This is a genomic window from Schinkia acidoalkalinis (assembly GCF_054301215.1).
Map to the genome: position 1 here is coordinate 2,276,855 of NZ_CP182573.1, position 23,670 is coordinate 2,300,524.

General features: G+C 39.1%; 19 protein-coding genes. 10 read left to right on the forward strand and 9 right to left on the reverse strand.

The features are described 5' to 3' along the window. Positions 1-21: 21 nt before the first annotated feature. Together yjeM and ACNQFZ_RS11860 are read left to right on the forward strand one after the other, a co-directional pair. Positions 22-1,548 (forward strand): glutamate/gamma-aminobutyrate family transporter YjeM, encoded by a 1,527-nt coding sequence (yjeM, locus tag ACNQFZ_RS11855; RefSeq protein WP_458411555.1) that lies wholly within the window; start codon positions 22-24, stop codon positions 1,546-1,548. Positions 1,549-1,755: 207 nt separating this feature from the next. Beyond that, on the forward strand, positions 1,756-3,975 hold the full coding sequence (locus ACNQFZ_RS11860) for a glycerophosphodiester phosphodiesterase family protein (RefSeq protein ID WP_458411556.1): 2,220 nt from the start codon (positions 1,756-1,758) through the stop codon (positions 3,973-3,975). 194 nt (positions 3,976-4,169) lie between these two features. Here the strand turns inward: ACNQFZ_RS11860 and ACNQFZ_RS11865 are convergent, their stop codons facing one another. Further along, on the reverse strand, positions 4,170-4,925 hold the full coding sequence (locus ACNQFZ_RS11865; RefSeq protein WP_458411557.1) for an MBL fold metallo-hydrolase: 756 nt from the start codon (positions 4,923-4,925) through the stop codon (positions 4,170-4,172). 186 nt (positions 4,926-5,111) lie between these two features. Between ACNQFZ_RS11865 and ACNQFZ_RS11870 the strand changes: the two genes are divergently transcribed. Further along, positions 5,112-5,522: an Lrp/AsnC family transcriptional regulator gene (locus ACNQFZ_RS11870; protein ID WP_458411558.1), complete on the forward strand. Its 411-nt coding sequence runs from the start codon at positions 5,112-5,114 to the stop codon at positions 5,520-5,522. A gap of 133 nt (positions 5,523-5,655) precedes the next feature. Further along, entirely contained in the window at positions 5,656-6,648 is a 993-nt protein-coding gene (locus tag ACNQFZ_RS11875; protein WP_458411559.1) for a spermine/spermidine synthase domain-containing protein, read from the forward strand. 99 nt (positions 6,649-6,747) lie between these two features. On the opposite strand, the gene ACNQFZ_RS11880 is transcribed toward ACNQFZ_RS11875, so the two are convergent. The 3 genes from ACNQFZ_RS11880 to ACNQFZ_RS11890 form a co-directional block, all read right to left on the reverse strand. Then, entirely contained in the window at positions 6,748-7,698 is a 951-nt protein-coding gene (locus tag ACNQFZ_RS11880; protein WP_458411560.1) for an L-lactate dehydrogenase, read from the reverse strand. A 144-nt stretch (positions 7,699-7,842) separates the two neighbouring features. Next, positions 7,843-8,304 carry a hypothetical protein gene (locus ACNQFZ_RS11885; protein WP_458411561.1) on the reverse strand — a complete coding sequence of 154 codons (462 nt, stop codon included), beginning with the start codon at positions 8,302-8,304 and terminating at the stop codon, positions 7,843-7,845. A 182-nt stretch (positions 8,305-8,486) separates the two neighbouring features. After that, a complete protein-coding gene (locus ACNQFZ_RS11890; protein WP_458411562.1) occupies positions 8,487-9,605 on the reverse strand; it encodes a M20 metallopeptidase family protein in 1,119 nt (372 codons plus the stop codon). Between the two features lie 137 nt (positions 9,606-9,742). On the opposite strand from ACNQFZ_RS11890, the gene ACNQFZ_RS11895 reads away from it, so the two are divergent. Together ACNQFZ_RS11895 and ACNQFZ_RS11900 are read left to right on the forward strand one after the other, a co-directional pair. Beyond that, a complete protein-coding gene (locus ACNQFZ_RS11895; RefSeq protein WP_458411563.1) occupies positions 9,743-9,880 on the forward strand; it encodes a hypothetical protein in 138 nt (45 codons plus the stop codon). Between the two features lie 221 nt (positions 9,881-10,101). Next, entirely contained in the window at positions 10,102-11,640 is a 1,539-nt protein-coding gene (locus tag ACNQFZ_RS11900; RefSeq protein WP_458411564.1) for a malate:quinone oxidoreductase, read from the forward strand. Positions 11,641-11,685: 45 nt separating this feature from the next. Here ACNQFZ_RS11900 and ACNQFZ_RS11905 read toward each other — a convergent pair whose 3' ends face one another. Next, positions 11,686-12,990 carry a YheC/YheD family protein gene (locus ACNQFZ_RS11905; RefSeq protein WP_458411565.1) on the reverse strand — a complete coding sequence of 435 codons (1,305 nt, stop codon included), beginning with the start codon at positions 12,988-12,990 and terminating at the stop codon, positions 11,686-11,688. Positions 12,991-13,121: 131 nt separating this feature from the next. Between ACNQFZ_RS11905 and ACNQFZ_RS11910 the strand changes: the two genes are divergently transcribed. Beyond that, on the forward strand, positions 13,122-13,478 hold the full coding sequence (locus ACNQFZ_RS11910; RefSeq protein WP_458411566.1) for a hypothetical protein: 357 nt from the start codon (positions 13,122-13,124) through the stop codon (positions 13,476-13,478). Positions 13,479-13,609: 131 nt separating this feature from the next. After that, positions 13,610-14,836, forward strand: a complete 1,227-nt coding sequence (locus tag ACNQFZ_RS11915; protein WP_458411567.1) for an ATP-grasp domain-containing protein — start codon at positions 13,610-13,612, stop codon at positions 14,834-14,836. A 50-nt stretch (positions 14,837-14,886) separates the two neighbouring features. Here the strand turns inward: ACNQFZ_RS11915 and ACNQFZ_RS11920 are convergent, their stop codons facing one another. Further along, complete coding sequence (locus tag ACNQFZ_RS11920; protein WP_458411568.1) at positions 14,887-17,067, reverse strand: YheC/YheD family protein; 2,181 nt, start codon at positions 17,065-17,067, stop codon at positions 14,887-14,889. A 256-nt stretch (positions 17,068-17,323) separates the two neighbouring features. Between ACNQFZ_RS11920 and ACNQFZ_RS11925 the strand changes: the two genes are divergently transcribed. Further along, entirely contained in the window at positions 17,324-18,652 is a 1,329-nt protein-coding gene (locus tag ACNQFZ_RS11925) for a cation:proton antiporter (protein WP_458411569.1), read from the forward strand. Positions 18,653-18,754: 102 nt separating this feature from the next. After that, complete coding sequence (locus ACNQFZ_RS11930) at positions 18,755-20,350, forward strand: FMN-binding glutamate synthase family protein (protein ID WP_458411570.1); 1,596 nt, start codon at positions 18,755-18,757, stop codon at positions 20,348-20,350. Positions 20,351-20,393: 43 nt separating this feature from the next. Here the strand turns inward: ACNQFZ_RS11930 and ACNQFZ_RS11935 are convergent, their stop codons facing one another. The 3 genes from ACNQFZ_RS11935 to ACNQFZ_RS11945 are packed head-to-tail and all read right to left on the reverse strand — an operon-like array spanning position 20,394 to position 23,670. Then, entirely contained in the window at positions 20,394-21,407 is a 1,014-nt protein-coding gene (locus ACNQFZ_RS11935) for an NAD-dependent epimerase (protein WP_458411571.1), read from the reverse strand. Next, complete coding sequence (locus ACNQFZ_RS11940) at positions 21,404-22,609, reverse strand: hypothetical protein (RefSeq protein WP_458411572.1); 1,206 nt, start codon at positions 22,607-22,609, stop codon at positions 21,404-21,406. The genes ACNQFZ_RS11935 and ACNQFZ_RS11940 overlap by 4 nt, the downstream gene beginning before the upstream one ends. Then, positions 22,606-23,670 carry a glycosyltransferase gene (locus tag ACNQFZ_RS11945; protein WP_458411573.1) on the reverse strand — a complete coding sequence of 355 codons (1,065 nt, stop codon included), beginning with the start codon at positions 23,668-23,670 and terminating at the stop codon, positions 22,606-22,608. The genes ACNQFZ_RS11940 and ACNQFZ_RS11945 overlap by 4 nt, the downstream gene beginning before the upstream one ends.

Consider the following 23,670-nt stretch of genomic DNA (forward strand, 5'->3'; position numbering starts at 1 on the left):
ATAATGTAAGGGGGATAAAATATGGTATCAAACACGAAGATGATCAAAAAGTTGACCTTACTATCTCTCGTATTAATGATTTTCACGTCTGTTTATGGATTCAACAATATTCCAAGATCATTTTATAAGATGGGGTATGCCGCTATTCCTTGGTTCATATTTGCAGCCATAGCCTTTTTCGTTCCTTTTGCATTAATGGTGGCTGAATTTGGTTCCGCCTTTAAAGAGGAAAGGGGTGGGATCTACTCATGGATGGAAAAATCCATTGGGCCTAAATTTGCATTTATAGGAACGTTCATGTGGTACTTTTCTTATGTAACTTGGATGGTGAATGTCGCATCTGGAATGTGGGTTCCAGTATCAAATGCGATTTTTGGAAAAGACACAACACAAAGTTGGGCTTTATTTAATCTTCAAGGGCCAGAGGTGTTGGGCATTCTGGGAATTGCCTGGATTCTTGTCGTCACTTATACATCTACTAAAGGTCTGGATAAAATTAAAAAAGTAACTTCTGTAGGCGGTTCAGCTGTCCTGTTATTGAATGTATTCCTTTGGGTTGGAGCAATAGCAGTACTTGTCGGGAATCAAGGACATCTTGCAGAACCGATTACAGGATTACAATCATTTACCCAAACACCAAATCCAATATATGCAGGAGATATTATTGCTGCATTAGCATTTGTCGTCTATGCCTTATTCGCTTATGGCGGACTTGAAGCAGTAGGTGGGTTAGTGGATGAAACAGAAAATCCGGAAAAAAACTTTCCAAAAGGAATTCTCTTATCAGCAGCCATCATTTCCATTGGATATTCAATAGGCATACTGTTGACTGGTATATTTACAAATTGGTCGACTGTGATGGGGATTGAGAATGTGAATCTTGGAAATGCAAGTTATATTGTGATGGCCAATTTAGGCTATTCATTAGGTGCGGCTTTTGGGGCAAGCGATGCTACAGCTGCAGCCTTGGGCGCTGGGGTAGCGAGATTCGTTGGGCTTTCGATGTTCTTGGCACTGTCCGGTGCATTCTTTACGCTGATGTTTTCACCACTAAAGCAGCTAATTGAAGGGACGCCGACGAAATTATGGCCAGGAAAGATCGGTGAAACAAAAAATGGGTTGCCTATTCATGCGATGTGGATTCAAGCTGCTATTGTTTGTGTCATCATTGCCCTAATTGCTTTTGGTGGAAGCACCATGGCCGCATTTTTTAATATATTGGTTTCGATGACAAACGTGGCAATGACGATACCATATGTATTTATAGCACTTGCATTTCCATATTTTAAGAAAAAGGTGGAAGTCCATAAGCCCTTTACCGTATTTAAAAGGCAAGGAACCGCAAAATTATGGACGTTAATTGTAGTTCTTACAGTTGGACTTGCCAATTTTTTTAGCATCATCCAACCAGCTTTAGAAGGAGATATGCAAACAACCATTTGGAGCGTGGCCGGACCCATTATTTTCTCCTTGATAGCATGGCAAATGTACAACAGGTACGAAAAAATACATGGACTCAAAATACAGAAAATAAAGAAAGTGGGGTAGGCTTGTAATTCAAAAAGTATGCATGTAACTTTGAATGAAATGTAGAGTGGATAAGGAAAAAATAGTTCTATTTACTGCGTTCCTATATGAGGAAATACTACCATTTTTGTACAATTTACTGAATATTTAAACTCCATTAATACCCACTTTACAATTCTCCTATAAATTCATACCTGAAATATATAATATTTTAGGAGATGAATTAAAATGAAAAAGGGTTTAATCGCTTGCCTTACTGGTCTCTCTCTTTCGGTAACTTCAGCAGTTCCTTTTGCAGTTCTAGCTTCTCCAATTAGCAAACAAGAAGTTGTTGAGAATGGACAATCTACCTTACGTCCAATCACTTCGAAGGTAGCCGTTATTGCCCATCGTGGTGCATCGGCATACGGCCCGGAGCACACGCTTGCTGCCTATAAGCAGGCAATTACAATGAAGGCTGATTATGTAGAATTTGATTTGCAAATGACAAAGGATGGCCATTTAATCGCCATGCATGACGAAACGTTGGCTAGAACAACAAATGCTAAAGAGGTTTATCCAGATCGGGCACCATGGCTGGTTAAAGATTTTACTCTAGAGGAAATCAGTAGTCTCGATGCCGGTTCGTGGTTTAATCAAGAGTATCCGAATATGGCAAAACAAGAGTACAAAGGTCAACATGTACCTACGCTAGAGGAAGCAATTGAATTTGTTAAACAGCACGGAAATGGAAAAGTCGGACTTTATATGGAAACAAAGGCACCTAATGTTTATCCCGGAATGGAAGAGAAATTAATCGAGGTGTTGAAAAAAGCCAATGTTCTGGCTGATGAAAATCTTTTTCTAGAGTCATTCAGTGAGGATAGCCTTCGCAAGCTAAAATCACTTGAACCAAATGTCCAGCTGGTGCAGCTTTATACAGCAAAAATGCTAGCAGGCAAGGATATATATCAGGAATTTAAGCGAATTTCCGACTATGCTACTGGTGTAGGTCCCAGCAAAGATCTTGTAGTTCCGAAGCTGATGGAGGCTGCCCATCAGAACAAGCTTCTCGTCCCTCCTTGGACTGTCAATTCTCAGGACGATATGGTTTCACTGCTATCTCTTGGTGTGGATGGAGAATTCACCAACAATCCGGACCAGTTGGATGATTTACTGAAAAAACCGTTTATTTCACATGGAGTTGCTAGCGGAGATATTACGAATTCATCAGCAATTCTTTGGGCACGTACAAACGAAGAGGCTACCGTTCAATTTGAAATTTCGACGGACAGCCATTTTAAAGATAAAACCATCATCAAAACGAGCGATGCTACTGAAGAGCATGATTTTACCGCAAAAGTAAGTGTCACTGGATTAAAGCCAGAAACGACGTATTATTACCGGGCTCATGCGGTTTCTAGCAAGTATGATGTGAACGGTTCCTTCAAAACAGCTCCAGAAGAACACAGCCTAGAGCCAATGACCATAGTTTGGGGCGGGGATACGGGTGGTCAGGGAGAAATTCCTCCATTTGCATCTTTTAAGGCGATGGCAGATTTAAATCCAGACCTCTTCCTGTTTAGCGGGGATACCATTTATGCCGACAATAAGACACCGGCCGTTCCTAGCGCTCCTTCCAAAACACCTGATGATTTCTGGGGAAAATATAAAGAGAATCGCACGGATGCGGGATTTCGCAAGCTTTTGCAAAATACGGGAACATTTGCGATATGGGACGACCATGAAGTAACCAATGATTTTTCAGGTCCCACAGAGCAGCTGACGACAACAGGGTTAAGGGCATTTAAGGACTATTGGCCAATTTCAGAGGAACGTAGTTCGGCAGATAAGCTATATCATAAGTATTCTTGGGGCAACACCATGGATATGATTATTCTTAACAACCGAGGCTATCGTTCGCCAAACAACCAGCCTGATGGGTTGGATAAAACGATGCTTGGTGAAGAACAGCTAAAGTGGCTTAAACAGGAACTTTTGGAGTCGGATGCAAAGGTAAAACTGGTAGCCACTTCCGTACCAATCTCCATCCCAACCGGAAAAGCAAATGCCAGGGATGGCTGGGCGAATGCCAACCAAGTAAACCCAAATGATCCAACCGGCTATGAGAATGAGTTTAAAAAAGTCTCTGATTTCATCATTGAAAATGACATCAAAAACGTCTTTTTCGTTACGACAGATGTTCACTTTGCCGAAGTCATTAAATATGATGCCAATCAAGACGGAGCGCCGGATTATCACGAGCTGGTTAGCGGTCCAATTGGGGCTGTAAAAATTAAACCTGGTACATTAGATCCTAGCTTTGGTCCGGAGATATTATATGCCGAAGGGGAATTCTTCAACTTCGGAGTGTTCCGTGTGGATCCTGCCAAAAAGCAAGCGATAGTAGAAATCAAAGATGAAAATGGAAAAAGCCATTTCACGCACACTTTCAAGCTAGAAGACTAATTTTATTGCACTTGTTGTTGCAATTGATTGTGTGAAGGCTGACCAAGCAGCTGCTTCCTCTGCAGCATCGATTTAACATAGGGACGTATAATAGTATAATATAAAAAGCTGACAGGTTTTCTTTTAGAAAGGCAGGGAAGCACGTGTGAATTCCCTGCTTTTTATTATGAAAAACCCTCACGCTAATCCACCTATCAAATTCCAATAATTTCTCCATTTTCAGGCACAGAAATTTTATTTTCTAATTGGTTTTGCCTTATATATTCCCAAACCTCTTCCCGTTTTAATAAGCAGTGGTTCCAAGATTCCATATGAGAAATAATTAGTTTCGTTTGTGGTGAAGTTTGTCTAATATTTTCTATATCGGCAATTCCCATAGTAATCGGAAGGCCTTCTAAGAAACGTGCTTCTCCAGCAAAAACGATTGCAGCATCAGGGGAGAAATGTTTAAAATGATGTTCGATATCTGAATACCATACACTATCGCCAATAATATATAAGGTAGGCTCCTCTGTTGCCCTTAAAATAAATCCGGAAACTGGTCCCATGGCTTCTGCCAGCTGACCATGGCCATGTCTCCCTTCTGTTCGGGTCAATTCAATCCCCTGCCAAACAATTTCCTTATTTATTGCAATGACATTCTCAAATCCTTTATCGTTGATTACCTGCTCATCTGCAGGCTGACAAAATAACGGCAAATGCTTGGGTAAACTTGAAATAGCACGGTCATCAAAATGATCACGATGTGAGTGTGTCACGATAATTGCATCAACGTCTAATAGTTTCTCGACATCTACTGGTAATGAAGATAAAGGATTATTTAGATGCTGGTTGGGTGCATTAGGAACGGGTGCAAGTGTTCCTTGTTCACTAAACATAGGGTCTAAAAGGAATGTAAGACCTTTATAAGTAATAAGATGTGTTGCATGTCGAATTAATTGAATCTGCATAAACTTTCTCTCCTCGTAAGTATATTTATAGAGTATTGTATGCTCCCTACGTTTTTGCTACCAGCATCTTACGAAAAGGATATTGGCTCTTTTGTTTCATCATGAAAGAAATTCATAACGAATCTCACTTTGAATCATTTACAATAAAATTTGAAAACTTTTACTGTATTTTTTGGGGGAATTGGTATGGATGAAATTGACTTTCAAATTCTCAAATTATTAAAAGAAAACGCCCGTAAACCTTGGAAAGAAATTGGAGAATCAATCCATATGACAGGCCAGGCAGTGGGAAATAGAATTCGCAGGATGGAGGAAGAGGGGATAATTGAGCAATACACCGTTTCTGTTAATGAATTAAAGCTTGGAAAGAGTATTCAAGCATTTATAATGGTATTTCTAAAATCAAATCAACACCTTGAATTTCAAAAGTACGTAAAGGAAAATCCAGATATAACAGAAGTTCACCGCATAAGTGGTGAAGGCTGCTATATGATTAAAGCTAGCGTTTCTGATCAATTAGCTTTAAATACTGCACTTGATGAAATACTTAAATTTGCCAACTACAGGGTTAATATATCCATAGGAAAAATAAAGTAAGCACTTGTATAGAGGGGGTTACGGATCATTACTGGGGCAAATAATTATTAGTGAAAAATTTCTTTTGAATTTCCTCATTCACTCTCTCCTTCCATACATAACATATTTATATGTTGGAAGAAGGAGGGAAAAAATGATTGATTTAAATCAGCTTGGTTGGATTGTTATAGGTGCAGGTCTTGTCCTTCTCGTTGAAATGCTAGGCTGGCTTTATTGGCGTTTTTGGGGTGGTGGTTCTATTCGAGATTATGTATCAGAAGAAGAGGAGCCTGATGGGGAATATCGTATTATCAAACGTTTTAAAACGCCGACTCAACGAATCGCCTTGGTTGAGAATCAAGGGAAAATGCTTGTATATGCGAATGGAGATGTAATGTTTGGAACAACAGAGGACGAAGAAATATATGCTGAAGCATTCATTCATTTGCCAATGGCAGTCACTGTTAAACGGGAGAACATTCTTATAATTGGTGGTGGCGGTGGCATTACAACAAGAGAAGTACTTAAGTATCCTGAAGTGAAGGAGATTACGACAGTAGATATAGATTCTATTATGATGGATTTTGGTAAAAGTTTAGAACCTCTCGTTAAATTTAATAAAGGTGCATTAAACCACCCAAAGGTGCGAACAGTTATCGAAGATGGAAGAAAGTTTATTGAAGATAATCATGGAAAATGGGATGCTATTTTCGTAGATATTCCGGAGCCAAGCAAGGAATGTCCAGAACTAAGAAAGCTTTTTAGTCGGGAATTCTTTAGGCTTTTACAAGAACGATTGGAGCCAGGTGGCGTAATGAATATCTCCTGTCCCTCACTAGCCAAGATACCAGAGTATCTTTGGTGTGTGCAAGCTACCTTAGTGAAAGCAGGTTTTCATGTTTTGTCTTATCATTTTGATGTAATTGCAGAATATGAAGACGATTATGGATTTTGTATGGCGGCAAATCGCCCATTATTGCCTGAGGATATCACCATCTCTATTCCTACACGTTTCCTTTCTAAGGAGAGAGTTCGGGATATGTTTCATTTTCCCTATAACTATATTAAAAGCAGATCAAACAAAAAAATTCAAACGGATCGTAACCAAGTACTTGCCGAAATTGTGGATGATTACTGGGATGATTAGATATTGATTTGAGTTTTGCTGATTCAACTTGCTTTTTTGAAGAATAAACGAAGAGGTTTTTACCTCTTCGTGCATATTTTTACTACGGCAAGGATAGGATTAATATCCTATAGAACGCATTATCTCTTTAAGAACTACAACTGAATGGTTAAATTGTTCTTGTTCCTTTTCATTTAATTCAATTTCAATTAATTCTCTGATCCCATTTCGGTTTATAACGGCGGGTACTCCTACATATATATCCCTATGACCATATTCTCCATCTAAATAGACGGAAACTGTAAGAATACTATTTTCGTTATTGAAAATGGCTTTCGTAATACGAACAAGGGACATCCCTATACCATAAAACGTTGCTCCTTTTCGGCCAATAATTTGATACGCCGCATCCCGAACACCTACAAAAATCTCTTCTAAGCATTCTTGATTAAAATCTTCTCTTTTTGCCAGAACCTTTTCCAGCGGTTCTATACCAATTGTTACATGGCTCCAGACTGGTAGTTCGGTATCGCCGTGTTCTCCAATAATTGCAGCATGAACATTCCTCGTATCCACATTTAAATATTGTCCTATCGCAAATCGGAGTCGTGCAGAATCTAAAACAGTCCCTGACCCAATGACACGTTCCTTTGGAAGTCCTGATTCCTTCCAAGTGACATAAGTGAGAATATCTACTGGATTTGTAGCAACCAAGAAGATGCCTTTAAAATTATGCTCCATTACGCTTCGGACAATTTGCTTAAAAATTTTTGTGTTTTTTTCGACTAATTCTAAGCGTGTTTCTCCAGGCTTTTGCGCAAGACCAGCCGTAATGACTACTAAGTCAGCCTTTTCGCAGTCACTATAATTTCCATGCCATACATTTACTGGGGAAGGTGCAAATGGCATCCCGTGATTAAGATCCATCGCCTCACCCTCGGCTCTAGCATCATTCACATCAATTAGGACCAGTTCTTCAGTTACCCCTTGATTAATCATGGAATATGCATAACTGCAGCCAACTGCTCCAGTCCCTATTACTACGACTCTCTTTACTTTTTCTTCATTCACTTTAGTCGACCCTTTCTTTTAAACTTGCAGATGACAAAGATTAGTATGACCAATGTAGAAAGGCATTATCAATCAGAAATTTCTAATTGTAAAGGCAAAAAAATAGAACCTATTCTATCTTAGATAGAGTAGGCTCTTACGAATTTATGCACAGCCCAAGGCGGTGATTGAACCATCTGGAAGCGGCTCTGCACCTGTTTGCTCGAAAAAGTCTGTAATGGTAAAGCTTTGAACATTATCGACTCCCGGTCCGTCTCTGAATTCAGCTGTGAATGATAAAAATGCATCCCCGCCGAATCCAGTTTTAAAACCAACCCCCATTACGGTTATCACACAGGTATTCCCTTCCAAACGGCACGTTACAGAAGTAATGGATGTCCCTGCTACTAAAGGTGAAACGGTAAAAGAAAAGCTTGTATCTGGTGGGTTGCCATCTGTGTTAGTGAATCCTAAGAAAAGGGTAGAAGCGTCGAGAGTATCTGCACATACATTTGCTGTATAGGTAATATCTCCAGTTTCATTTCCATTAACGCCATTAAATTTCACGTTTACTCCCAGCTTCGTCGCGTCCACAACAGCACCACAACTACAACGAACTCCCATCAACCATCCATCTCCTTATTAGTCCCTTTTACCTTGACAAAGGGAATGTTTATTCAGGTTTTCTTATTAATTTTCAATCCATTATATGCAAGAAAAGTGAAAGGGGGCGGGCGTGAAACCAGTTGATACTAAATTTCAACTGAATCATTATTAAAGCTGTACATAAGAAATTTAATCATTATCGGCTAATCTTTTGTTCCCGCTATACCTTTAAATATTTCACAGGCGATTTCAATGTTTTCATCGCGAAAATCATAATGAGACGTATGAATATGGTGATACTCTTCACCGTTTCCTACATAAAAAAATGCCCCTTTTGTTTCTTTTGTATAGTGGCCAAAGTCTTCAGAAGGGCGGAGCGGCTTGTCCATTTCGTGAAGCTCAATTCCCTTTTCTTTTGCAATAGCACGAACTTTATCAACGCAGTATTTGTCACTTTTTGTTTCAGGGAATGAATCACTATATTCAAAGTTGACCTTTAGCCCATACTTTTCAGCTTCTTCATTTGCCACTTTAATTAGGTTATCGCGAAGTTCCACCAATTCCTTCTCATATAAGGATCGAATGGTCAATAGTAATTCTCCTTTGTAAGCTGACATGCCGAATGCTCTTTCGCCAATGTTAACTTGGACAATGGTACAAAGTAATACCCCATGACTGCTTTCAGTCAATTTGGGTATAGTATTGATAATTTTTGCAATGGCAAAGGAGGGGTTCCTACCGTTTTCTGGTTGACTAGCATGTGCAGGTGTTCCTTCCATTTTGATAATCATGCCAGTGGAGGCACATTGAACATTTCCATCAAGAACATTGACGGATTGAAAAGGCATCCCGCTCATATTGTGATAGCCATAAATTTCGTCAATTTTTTCATCCTTCAACATAGGCAAACATTGAACCGCTCCATCACCTGTTTCCTCTGCAGGCTGGAATAAGAAAAAGATATTTTTGTCAGCCCCTTTTTGATCCACTTCCATTGCAAATGCTACTAATGTAGCAGAATGTCCATCATGTCCACATTTGTGCGCCTTTTTTGGGAATTGAGAAGCCCATGGAATATCGATGAACTCATCCATAGGAAGTGCATCGAAATCAGCACGGAATGCAATATTCGGTTTATTTTCGCCTGCATGATATTTAGCATAAAACCAGGTCCCTTTATCGATTACCTCTAGGTTATTGGTATGTGTTTGTATGAACTCCATCAAATGTTGCTTCGTCCAAATCTCCTCATTCGAGAGCTCTGGATGCATATGTAGTTCATGACGTAATTGAATAGCCATATCTAAATTTTTTTTGTCCAATAGAATACGCTCCTTTATAAAAAAGTTAATGGTCCAATACTACAAATTAAGCATTGGCTGGATTATTTGGCAGGCAAAATTTGTGCAGTAATTGCAAAAAGTGATAGAATTGTGTCTATAGAACCCTTGAAGAGAAAATGGGGTCTGTAAAGCAAGAGGAAGTTGATAGTCAGAAGGGAAAGCTATTAGCAACTTTTCAGGTACGTGCTGTCATAATTTGGGAAGTAGAAGCTGGAAGGCTTCCCACTAATTATCATCTATTAAATATTTTATAACTATCATATAATAAAAATAGAATAGTAAATAGATATTTTAATCTATAAAGGTTTAATAGTAAATAGATATTTTAATCTCTTAAAAATTCTGATAAACTATAAGATATGGTTTTAATTGTTTCAGAAATGATGTGTGACTGGGTTGCGTTCTAGCTTAATGTGCTGCCTAAGCGGGAGCGCCTACATTCTTTCTGTAAATCTTAGGGGATAGGGATGAAAAGATGAGTAACAATCAAACTAACACAGACGTTATCTTAATTGGTGCTGGAGTCATGAGTGCGACTTTAGGTGCACTGCTGAAGGAATTAGTACCGGAATGGAAGATCACAGTGTTTGAGAAACTAGCAAACGCTGGGGAAGAAAGCTCTAACGAATGGAACAACGCGGGAACGGGGCATGCCGCATTGTGTGAGCTTAACTATACCGTCGAAAAACCAGACGGATCTTTGGATATTACGAAAGCTATCAAGACTAATGAACAGTTTCAGGTTTCAAGACAATTCTGGTCTCACCTTGTAAATAGCAATCTAATCCATAATCCACATGACTTTATCATGCCATTGCCTCATATGAGTCTAGTTGAAGGGGAAAAAAATGTAACGTTCTTGAAAAAACGTTTTGAGGCGCTTTCTAAGAATCCTCTGTTCAAAGGAATGGAATTTTCCGATAATCCGGAAAAACTGAAAGAGTGGATTCCGCTTATTATGGAAGGCCGCACATCACAGGAACCTATAGCAGCAACAAGAACTGAGTACGGAACAGATGTTAACTTTGGCGCTTTATCACGTATGTTATTTGACCACTTAAAGAAACAAAATGTTGATATCAAATACAAACATCAAGTAGTTGATATTACACGTACTAGCGGTGGCTTATGGGAAATGAAGGTACGTAATCTAGCTAGCGGTACTGTTGAACGCCATACTGCAAAATTTATCTTTATCGGCGGCGGCGGCGGAAGCCTGCATTTGTTGCAAAAAACTGGCATTCCTGAAAGCAAGCATATTGGAGGATTCCCAGTAAGCGGACTATTCCTAGTATGTAACAATCCGGAGGTTGTTAAGCAACATCATGCTAAAGTATACGGTAAAGCTAAAGTTGGTGCTCCACCAATGTCTGTACCGCATCTTGATACACGCTTTATCGACAACAAGAAATCACTACTATTTGGACCATTTGCAGGATTTTCACCAAAATTCTTAAAAACCGGCTCAAATATGGATTTAATAACTTCTATAAAATCACATAATCTTGTAACAATGATGGCAGCAGGTGCAAAAAACGTTCCATTAACAAAATACTTGATCCAACAACTAATGTTATCGAAGGAACAACGTATTGAAGAATTACGTGAATTTATCCCGAACGCTAAGAGCGAAGATTGGGATATCGTCGTAGCGGGCCAACGTGTACAAGTTATAAAAGATACAGCAGCTGGCAAAGGAACGCTTCAATTTGGTACAGAGGTAATTACTGGCGCTGATGGCTCAGTCGCTGCATTACTTGGTGCTTCTCCAGGTGCCTCTACAGCTGTTTCAGTTATGTTGGAAGTAATCAAAAAATGCTTCCCACAACAGATGAAAGAGTGGGAGCCAAAAATTAAAGAAATGATTCCATCTTACGGCTTATCACTATTGGAACACCCAGAGTTGATTGATGAAATTCATAATTCAACAGCAAAAGCACTTGGCTTAGATGAGAATAAACAAGAAGATTCAAAAGGGGAAAAATCCCGTGTACTACAAGTACAAGGAGCATAAATTGCCGTTTCGGCGATTTATGCTTTTTTTTTATTTCCACCTCCATTACTCTTCAAGATTCCTACCTATGTTTATGATTCGCTCATACATACTTTGGTCATGTAGTCTTTTAAATATTGATATATCAGGATATAAATTTGTTTCAATCAGCTTAATTCTCCCCTTGTCATCGATGCCCACATCCATTCCGATGAATGTAATCTCTTGAAAATATCGCTCTAACTGCTCAGCAGCGAGTAAACAAATTTCATCTACTTTTGCAAATAATTGATCAGGTGGAATATTTTCGATAGACGACTTTTGCAAGGCATCCTCTACTAACAAAAGTGATTTTGCTACATTGGTAACGGTAAAATTGTTGCTAGCGACCTTTACCAATTTTCCAGTAATCTCCCATTCGGTAGTGGTGTTTTCTCTTTGAACCATTACGCGTATATCAAAAAGGGAACCTTCAATCGTTGCCAAGTTAATTCTTTCTTGAACGATATAAGCGTCTTTGTATAAAAAATGGGTATGGAGGTAATCCAGCAATTCATTTTTACCTTTGATGGTAGATTTCCTTTTCTCATTATGAACTCCAAAAGCTGCGCCCTCTAAGGCAGAAATTTTTACAATACCACGGCCCAATTGGCCCTTGCATGGTTTAAGCATGATCTCTTTATATTTTTTTAGAGATTCAAAGAGAATTTTTTGGGTAAATAACTCAGTATTGGGGAGGTAGGGAGAAAGTCCTTTGAATGCGTTCAACATTTGATACTGGCCCCACTTACTCTTTGGGAAATGAAGGTTAATATCCTGAATCCACAGTTTTCCTTTGATTTTGCCGATTTCGAGTACGATGGCGGCACATTCAGGATAATGTTGCTCCAAACAAACGGCGGTTTCGGTTGAAATATGTTGAATCTTATTTTGTAAAAAATGAAGCACCCATTTTGATGAGGATCCGTTCTTATCATGGATAGAGGCTACGCTCCATTTGGAATCTTCTCCTCGAACAACTGTCACAAAAAACTCGACTACTTCGCTTGGATCATTGAGAAAATTCATATCCTGCAGGATGTAAAAACGATCTTCGTTGCAAATCTTAGTTAGATATTGATAAACATCTAGTTTTCCGGTTAAAACTGTCGAAATGTTGCTCTTAAGAATATGATAGCGTTCCTCATTTTCTTTGACAGAAGACACACTGACTTTTGAAAAAGCATGACAAGGCCTAATCACAAGGTGTTGTTGTAATAGCTGTTCAAAAGCCTTTCTTTTAAACAGCACGGTAGGCAGTAGATAGGGTTCAATTATTTCATTCTCTTTTAGTATTTTGTAAATGTTCAATCGCCCTTCTGAGCTTTTCATGAAACGACCACCTTTAAAAACATCATTACTTTAATATATGAAAAATAATCAATGTCAACTATTGAAGGCACCTATTCGACCATTTGATGGATGAATAAAATATTGAAGAATAGTACAAGGAGGTGATGAATATGGGAACTCGTGATGAAGGATGCACACCAGGATATTGGATACAACCACAGCATTTTGATAGTTGGGCTCCAACAGGTTTCGCGCCTACTGACGATTTTGATACAGTCTTTGGCAGAGATGCCTTTACACCAGATATCACTCTAGAAGAAGCACTTAGTCTTGGTGGAGTAGGCTTAGATGCACTTGCAAGACAGGCTGTAGCCGCACTTCTTAATGCGGCACACCCCGATGTAGCTTATCCATTAACGACGGCCGAGGTCATTAGCATGTTCCAAGCAGCTTTTGATAGTGGGAATTACGAAGACACTAAAGATGAATTTGACAGATTGAACAACTCATTCTGCCCACTAAATTAAGAGAAGGCTATATGATTGTTTTCATTTTAGCAAGATAGAAACTGTTTCATTTGTCCATGCAAATCTTCATTTGTCTCATACCATATAAGAGGCTTTTTATTCGTAAGGTTATGAAACAGGAGAGTGGAAGAATGAAGTCAATTATTTTTCTCGGAGTAAATAAATCCGGGTCGAGTAGAGAAGCGGTGAGAGCAGCGAATGAATTAGGCTATCATACCATTGTATTTACTAATCAGGTAAAACAAATTCATCAAAGGAGGGAATATCCAGATGTTCACCAACTAATCTTACTAGATCTAAGTAACTTGGAGGAATTAAGAGCGCAAATCAAAATATTACAACAAAGAGGAAGCAAAGTTGTTGCCATAGTAAGCTTTGTTGCAAATTATGTTTATACTGCATCATTGCTTGCTGATGAATTCTGCAAAAACAATATTGTTTCGACTGAAGCAGTCTCTATCATGGTGAATAAGGAGAAAACGCGGGAATTCTTTGCAAAAGAATCATTTACGCCGAAATTCTTACTGGTGAAAAGTGATGATGAGTTGCCAGTAGAGCTCGAATCCCAAGGGTTTAAATTCCCTATAGTTATTAAAGGTGCCGAGTCAACCGGATCAAAGGATGTATTATTTGCAAAAAATAACAATGAGTTACAGGAAGGTGGGGCCGTACTAAAAAAGAAGTATCCAGAGGAATCCATTCTTATTGAGGAATACATTGACGGGGAGCAGTACTTGGTGGAAGTCTTAGTCACAAACGGACAAATACTTATTGCTGCCATTATCAAGCAAGAAATTACGAAGGGGAAACGCTTTATTGTGACAGGATATAGTGTATTAGCTGAAGTAGACTCCAAATTGGAAGAAGGCTTGCTGAAGGTAATTGATTCAATCGTTACTAATACAAAACTCCAAAATGGGGCATTTCATTTGGAATTAAGATTACGAAAGGATGGATGGAAGCTGATAGAAATCAATCCAAGGATCTCGGGCGGCGCGATGAACAGGATGATTGAAGCAGCTTTTGGCTATAGTCTAGTAAAAGAAACACTAAAAATGTTGTTAGGAGATGTACCAACTTTAATAAAAGAAACGAATCAATTTGTATTTACGAAGTATATCATTCTAGACGAGAATGGGATTCTAGAGAGGGTAACAGGTAAAAAAAGAGCAATGGCCATTCCTGGGGTAGTGGAAGTGTTTATAAAGCCGAGAAGGGGAACATTCTTGACTTCACCCCCACTGTCTATGGGGCATCGCTATGCCTATATTATTGCTAAAGGTGACACGCTGGAAGAAGCACAAAAAGTAGCGAAGAAGGCAGCAAAAGAGATTAAGTTTCATTTAAAAGAAGAATAAAATAAAGCAAGTGGGGAATGAAATGTTTTTCCCACTTGCTTTTTTATGCATTAATTTTTTGACCTTTTCCTGCCAATTGTGGTTTTGATAAATGTAACAGTGTCAAACATATTCATGATACTCGCGCCCTTTACGAGGACCGTATCGTGTTCCTGTAAAATTTCCTGCAAATATTGGTGCATGGCATCTTGATCTAGAAAATGTTTAAAGTGATCTGCTGGCAAGCTGGCGTTTTTTGCTTCCTCTCCAATTAGATTGACGTAATTTCCGTAAGTAACCACAATATCGATTCCTTGTTTTACAAGGTATTGTCCTATTTCTTTGTATTGTTCCTTTTCTACTTTGTTTCCAAGGCCTATCATTCTTCCTAATACCGCAATTTTTCTAGCGGAGCCAATGTTTTTCAAGACGTCAATCGCAGCGAGTACGCCTTGGGGAGTAGCATGAACGGAGTCATCTATCAATGTAATGGACTGATTAAGGCGATAGATGGTTAAACGGCGAGGAGGCTTCTTGAAATGCAATCCGGATTTGATTTCAAGTGGTGTAAAGCCTAAATAATCGGCAACAGCAATCGCATTCAGGGCATTATAGACATGATGTTCACCGAAAATTGGAATGAAAAACGACCACTTTTTATTATGAAGCACCGTTTTGAACGTCATTCCATTTTTACTATATTTAATGTCTAAGGCCTGATAGTCGGCTGACTTGTGGATTCCTATTGTAATGATTTTTCCCTTAAATTGACCATGTTCAAGATATTTAGAGTTCTCACAATCATTGTTGATAAATAGGATGCCATTTTGCTTCATCCCGTGAATGATCTCCGATTTTGCTTTGGCAATTTTTTTAATATCACCACCAAAGTTTCCTATATGTGCATTCCCTACGTTGGTAATAACGCTGATAGTCGGCTGAATGATACGACAATGCTCGGAAATGATGCCAGGAAAGCCCATGCCATACTCAAGAACAGCTCCCTCGTGTTTTGAGTTAATTTGTTCGGCATGAATTTTTGTATGGTTTGTTAAATTCCAATAGTCATTCGATTCGAAAATGTTCATTCTCGTTTTAAGGATAGAGGAAATGAAGGCTTTTGTCGTTGTTTTCCCGGCACTTCCAGTTACTGCAATGACTGGAATGCTCTTTATATAATTTCTTTTTACTTGTACAATTTCTTGCTTAATCTTGTCTTGATTTTTTACTAAGTACATTGCATATTGAATCGTATTTTTCACAACATCTAATTCCAAATAAAAGGCTGGTGGACATCCCGGGCGCCAGTTCACTTCATAAATCCACAGTTTTTGATTTTCATCTAAACCAACATCAATTCCAATTTCATCAATAACTTCCCCATAGTCAAGCATTTGCAGTTTATCAAGGTGGTGTGCTAGAGAGAGGGAGAAGCATTCTAATGTTCCTTTAATATTATAAGCTTCCTTTTCACCAAATTCCTGGTTAAGAAACGGTTCTAAATAATTGGTATATCCACCGCTATTGATATTGGCAATAATCGTTCCTTTAGGGGCTACTCGAGGATAGATTGTGGTAATGACCCACTTTCCTGCACCGTTCTTTTGAACATGAAGACGAAAATCAAATATAAGTCCTGATTTTGTTTTACTACAAATATAGGGCTGAACAATATAAGTGTTTGTATTTATTAAATCATGAATAAAGTCTTTCAGCTTCTCTTCTGTATAGATTTCATCCTGGGAATCCTTATTAACAATAAAGCCCTGTTCTGAGGACTTAATAAAATAGATTCCTTGTCCTTTCCGACCATCCATTGGTTTTACAACGACAGCTTGATGGGCATCCAGATGCTCTACGAGGTCTTTCCACTCTTTAAGGAGTTTAGAGGGTATTAAATACTGTGTAAATTCTTTTCCTCTCTTTAATCTTTCATTTACACTCCATTTATTGCCAATGGATACAGTGGTAAAAGGAATGGTTTCCCGCAGTCGGTCGAGGATATCCTTTGACTTCTCAAGCTTTTCCGGACTGCCCGTATTATAAATAACGTCAGGGAAGGGTGTTATTTGTTCCTTCCATGAACCATTTTCATATACGAACCCTTTTATCGTCTCTGTATCAAAATCTACGCCACCTGGTGAGAAATAAATAAAATCAGCTCCTTCTGCCTTTGCAACAATTGCGTATGCATAGGACTTGATCACAGTAGTTGGATCCTTTCTTTGATGAAGCATCCCGATTAATGTCACATAAATCCCCCTTCTTTCCAATATATTGATAAAATATGATGATTTGGAGGCTTTCGTTATAGATGATAAGCGGAAGTTTTCTAGCAAATAGGGGATCTCCTGCCTACTAAAAAATTGCATATTCTTTTCTTCCACTCTAGTTAAATGACTAGAGCTTGTTTAATTTGTTTTCATTCATAATCAATTAGTCCACTACCAATTGACAACCTGTGCATATCCTAAAAAGAAAAATTTATAAGAAGGAGTGAATAGTGTTGTGTTTAGTTTAACAGGCACAGAAATTAGTCATTTTTTGATGGCAATGGGATGTTTGTTAGCAACTGCCCATTTATTGGGGTTTCTAGCCGAACGGATATTCATACCACGGGTCATCGGGGAGGTAGCAGCAGGGTTAGTTTTAGGACCAACATTATTAGGACACCTTTTTCCAGATGCCTATCAGTGGTTGTTTCTCGGCTTTCCGACAGAGGATAAATTATTTGGACTCCTCTACCAATTGGGCTTACTTATGTTGATGTTTTGCTCAGGTCTTAAATTCCAGACCCACTTTAATAAAGAAGATTTGAAAATTACATCGGTATTGGCTATTGGTGCAACAATTCCGGCCTTTGTCGTGGGCTGGTTTGCAGCTGATATTTTTAATATAACTCCCTTCCTTGGAACAGCGAATAGTCCGCTGGCAATGAAGATTGTGATTGCCGTATCAATCGCTATAACATCTATACCGGTCATATCAAAAATTTTCATTGACCTTGGGATCATGCATACGCGCTTTGCCAAAATTGTCGTTGCTTGTGCAGGTATTCATGATATTCTTCTTTGGGTTGCTTTAGGTTTTGCGACCGCGATTGCAAGCCAGACTGGCGTATTTACGGTTGGTACAGCTGTAAAAAGCGTGGGAACATCCCTAGCGTTTATCTTTGGCACCTTCATCCTTGGGTATTTTCTATTTAAACGTTTGACTATTATTAAACAAAATTTGTTGTTTCGATCCTCTAATTTAGGATATTTTCTCTTTATTATGTTTGTGATTGCTTCGATTGCCGGTAATCTCCATGTCGAAACGATATTTGGGGCATTGCTTGCAGGGATTGTGGCAAAGGTTGCTTTGCCAAAAGCAGTGTCAGAGCGACTTGAGCAAGGTGTATCAGATATTTCTTTCTCTTGGTTTATCCCAATCTATTTTGCAACAGTGGGATTGCAGTTGGATCTTGTAAGACATTTTAGCCCTCTCTTTTTCCTTGGATATCTCCTTTTTGCTACCTTAACTCAAACTTTAGCTGTTTATATAACATCCCGTAGCTTAAAACAAGATTATCTTACTAGTTTTAATTTAGGAGTCGCTATTAATGATCGCGGCGGGCCGGGAATTGTTCTTTCCTCCGTAGCTTATACAGCCGGTATAATCAACCAGGAGTTTTTTGCCGTTCTTGTGATGCTGGCACTTGTTACATCTTGGATACCGGGAACGTGGCTTAGGATTGTTGTAAATAAAGGGTGGAGGTTAATGCCTGGCGATGAGAATGTTGTCCCACATAAAAGAAACAATGACGACAAAATTACATCATTTAATAAGCCTATTTAAGGAGCCGCTCTCAGGCTTCTTTTATTTTAGTTAGCAATGGATATAATCCCCTATTATTGGAAATTATAGTTGTGACTATATATTCTTAGGGGGGAATTCAAATTGAATTTAGCAGATATTTTCACGATTATTGGGTTTATATTTGGCGCCATCATCCTTCTTATTTTAATAACCGTCGCAATCTATTTATATTTTATAGACCGCAAGCAAAAGCAGCATCCAGTCCTTCGAAATTATCCAGTTATTGGACGGGCAAGGTATTTCCTAGAAACAATTGGGCCGGAGCTGCGCCAGTATTTATTTAATAATGAGCATGAAGGGAAGCCTTTTTCAAGGGATGAATTTCAACATATTGTAAAAAAGGCAAAGTATAAGCGTGATGTCATTGGTTATGGTTCAGTCAGGGATTTTGAAAAGGCAGGCTTTTATATTAGAAATTCGCTGTTCCCGAAACTAACAGAAGAATTAAAAATGGACGAGAACAGCAAGGTAACAACAAATCGCTACTTATTATTAAAAGAACCCTTATTTACACAAAGGATTGAGAAATGGGAAAGGGAAGAGTCTAGTAACTATTTGCTGGTTGACAGCGAAGCCATTGTCATCGGCAAGAATCTAAAGCATCCATTTGTTGTAAAGGGACAAATTGGAATGTCGGCGATGAGCTATGGCTCATTGGGTGACAGAGCGATTACCGCACTTTCCGAAGGTCTGGCAATTGCAGGGGGAACTTGGATGAATACCGGGGAGGGTGGCCTTTCTGACTACCATTTAAAGGGCGGCGTCGATATCATTATGCAGATTGGCCCGGGCTTATTTGGTGTTCGTGATAGAGAAGGGAATTTTAGTTGGGACGCATTAATGGAAAAGAGTCAAATTCCACAAATTAAAGCATTTGAGCTTAAAATGGCACAGGGGGCAAAAACACGTGGTGGCCATATTGATGCAGAAAAAGTGACAGAGGAAATCGCTAGGATTCGCATGGTGGAGCCCTTTAAGTCGATTGACAGCCCGAACCGTTTTAAGGAGTTTCAAGATTTGCCATCCTTGTTCGACTTTATCGGACGCATCCGTGAAGTTACAGGGAAGCCGGTAGGAATGAAAGTGGTTATAGGAAGCAGACATGAGGCTGATGAACTGGCTAAGCTAATAAAAGAAACGGGGAAAGGCCCGGACTTTATTACAGTTGATGGCGGTGAGGGGGGGACAGGTGCTTCCTATCAAGAGTTAGCGGATAGTGTCGGCTTGCCGATTAAATCAGCCCTGCCATTACTCGACCATGCGTTACGAAAATATGGCGTGCGTGATCAGGTCAAAATCATCGCTTCAGGTAAACTGTTTTCGCCAGACCGCGTCGCCATTGCACTGGCGATGGGGGCTGACCTTGTGAATATTGCCAGAGGATTTATGATTACAGTGGGCTGCATTCAAGCATTAAAATGCCATACCAATGCTTGCCCAGTAGGTGTTGCCACAACAGACCCTGACTTGCAGAAGGCCCTTGTCATTGATGAGAAAAAATACCGGACAGCCAATTATGTCATTATCATGCGGAAAGCTCTATATCGCCTGGCAGCAGCTGCTGGCCTGGAGTCACCTGCCCACTTTAAAAGTGAACATGTCGTCTATAAAGATGAGCGCGGGAGAACATGGTCATTGGAGGAAATTTATCAATCCATCGTTGAAAAGGCAGAATAAAAATAAGAGAAATCCTAAGGCTCAATCACCCTTAGGATTTTTCTTATTGTCCATTTTGATGGTATTGTCTATACCAAGCAAGGAAATGGCCTAAACCGATCCGTAGTGGCGTGGAAGGTGAGAAGCCAATCTCCTTTTGTAAATCTGTAATATCGGCAAAGGTTTCTTTAATATCCCCTGGCTGCATTGGCAAAAATTCAATATTCGCCTTTTTGCCGATCAAGGTTTCTAATATCGCAATAAAATCAAGTAAATGAATAGGGTTATGATTACCAATATTATAAATTTTGTAAGGGACAAGGTTTGAGCTTAACGCAGTGTTTGCAAGGTCTTGCATACTGCTTGCTTGTGGTGGTCGATGGAGTAGTTTGATAATGCCTTCAACAATATCATCAATATAGGTAAAATCCCGCTTCATATCGCCGTTATTAAATACCTTAATTTTATTACCTTCAATAATGTCCTTTGTAAATGTGTAGTAGGACATATCCGGCCGCCCCCATGGGCCGTATACTGTAAAGAATCGAAGTCCTGTTGTTGGAATTTGAAATAAATGACTATAGGAATAGGCCATTAATTCATTTGCCTTTTTTGAAGCAGCATACATGTTTAGCGGGTAATCAACACGGTCCTTTGTCGAAAAAGGAGTTTTTGAATTTGCACCGTAGACAGAACTGGAAGAAGCATAGATTAGATGTTTAACATGATGGTACCTGCACGCTTCTAATATACTAAGGAACCCTACTAGATTGGAGTGGGCATAAGCATGTGGATGATTAATACTATATCGAACGCCAGCCTGTGCGGCGAGGTTGATGACAATATCGATCGATTCATTCGCAAATATAGATTGTAAGGCTTCTTGATTCGCAATATCTATTTTGTAAAATGTAAAGTTCGGGTGCTTTTCCAATATAGCTAATCGTTCCTTTTTTAAAAGAACATCATAGTAGTCATTAAGATGATCTACGCTAATCACCTGATAATTTTCAGCTAATAACCGCCTTGTGAGGTGAAAACCAATAAAGCCTGCAACTCCGGTTACAAGGATGCTCATTTCCGTTTATTCTGTCCTTTTTCTTTTATGATGAGGGCTTCTTCTGTCAGTGGAATGGGTGTTTTCGTCCATTCATTATAAAGCTTTGGCTCCATTTTCTTTACTTGTTCAAGGAAAGAGTCTAAAAATTTTCTTTCATGAAGGTTTTGAAATAATTCAAGCGGCCTATCCTGCAAACGCGTAAACGAAAAGACGTGGTCAACCATTTTAAAGCCTTGATTGGTTACAAAAATATGCCTCAAAGGAGCATCAATTTGCTTAAAGCCTGCTTTTTTCATTGCTATTAAAATATCGAGAAGACGTCTTGTGATATCTTCTGAAAGATGGGATTGTTTTTTTAGAAATGTATTTAAGTCGGGACCAAGCAGGTACTCCATGACGACAAAATGAGCACCGGAATCGTATACACGTGGAATAAAAGATAAGCCCTGGTTCGATAATAAGGCCTTTTTTTCTAGCTTACACTGCTCTACTTTTCCATAAATCTTTACGCATTTATCCTCAGCTATACGATAGACGGCCCCTTGATGTCCTTTGCCAATTAAGGGTTGGGCGATAGAACTTTCGACCTTTACCGCTTCCCCGTCCCCACCCTTGGTAACCGGAATCTTTCGATAATCAAGCTTATTTTTGCTAAAATAATCATACCAAGTTTTATAAGTTTTAGGTGCCAGCCTTTTTACTCTCGCTAAAAATGAGTCCTTTAATAATATAATCTTTAAGTCTCTTAGCAATTTTATCGGCACTGGATGTACTCTTTTGAAAGCATTGACATGGTCGATGACTTTCAATTCTTCATTTTCCAGAACAAAAATATGTCGTAAAGGAGCATCAACCATTGTAAAATTAGCCTTTTTTAGTTCCCTTAAGATGAGTAATAATTTTTTTGTAATGGATTCGGGAATATAGGTGCAATTCTTGAGGTATTCTTTTAACGTTGGCGCATGAAAGTATTCCATTACGATAAAATTTTTTCCTGAATCATATAATTTAGGGAAGAAAGGAAGATGCTGCCCAGCCTTTAGGGCCGTTACTTCCATTTCTGCCTGTAGTTGATCAGAATAAATTTTGACACATTTTTCTTCGGAAAGTTTAAAGACTGCCCCTTGCGACCCTTTGCCGACTAGAGGATAGTTTGTGGGATTATCAATTTCCAGCATTTTGCCGGCTTTTGTTACCTTAATGGCTGTAAAATCCGTCATCGTTTTCCTCCTAATAATTCATCATAGAATGCAGCCTGTACTTGCAGCTGCTTTTTTAGGTCAAAAGAGTCCTCAACCTTTTTCCGCGCGGCAATTGTATATCTTTCCCACCTTGTCCTGTCGCTCAGCATATAATCAAGTGCATTTGCAAGCCGTTGAATTTTATTTTCTTTAACAAGGATTCCTTCAACTTTGTTGGTAATAAGTTCGGGGATACCGGCGTGAGTGGTTGAAATGACGGGGACGCCTAGTGCCATGGCTTCTTTTAAAGTATTAGGAATACCTTCGATATCACCATTAGAGGCCTCTAGACTCGCAGCGCAAAATAAATCGGCCTTCGCCATATGCTCTTTAACAGCCTCTTTTGGTAAATGATGTAGGAGACGGAAGGAGTCTCCTAAGTTCAATTGGTTGGCTAAAGTTAGGAGATAGCCTTCAAGCTCACCTTTTCCGATAATCGTTAATGTGGCATTTGGATATTTATCTTTTATTTTTTTGAAAGCTTTCATTAGGATATGGTGGCCCTTTTTTTCTACTAAACGGCCGACAGAAATAATATTTTGTGAGTCATTCATAGTTGGAGCCTTATATCGGTATTGGCTAAGGTCAACCCCTCCATAAAGAACCTTGATTTTTTCAGCGGGACAGCCCCAAGCATTGATTCTGTCAGCTAGATACTGACAGACAGGATAAAACTGCTCTCCTTGTTCAAAAAGCATTTTCATGTTTTCAAGATAGCCGACTGGCTGACTTGCCAATGTAGCATCTCTGCCACGAAAGCTCGTTGCGAGTGGGAGGTTTGTTTCCTCTTTAAATGGGAGCAGCAAGACCCCTAACTGACCATGGTGTGCATGTAAAAGGGAAATCTTATGTTTCTTTGCGTATTCCTTTGGAGAAAAGATTTCACTAAGATAATGAACCCTTTCATTTAGAAGTGAAAGGTCAGTCAAGTACTTTGGCTGCCGTACCATATGAATATAGTCGTACCCGGGAACTTCACGAATCTGGGGAATATATTGCGTTGGATCAACTCTTAAATTTAAATGGGCAGCGGTTGGCAA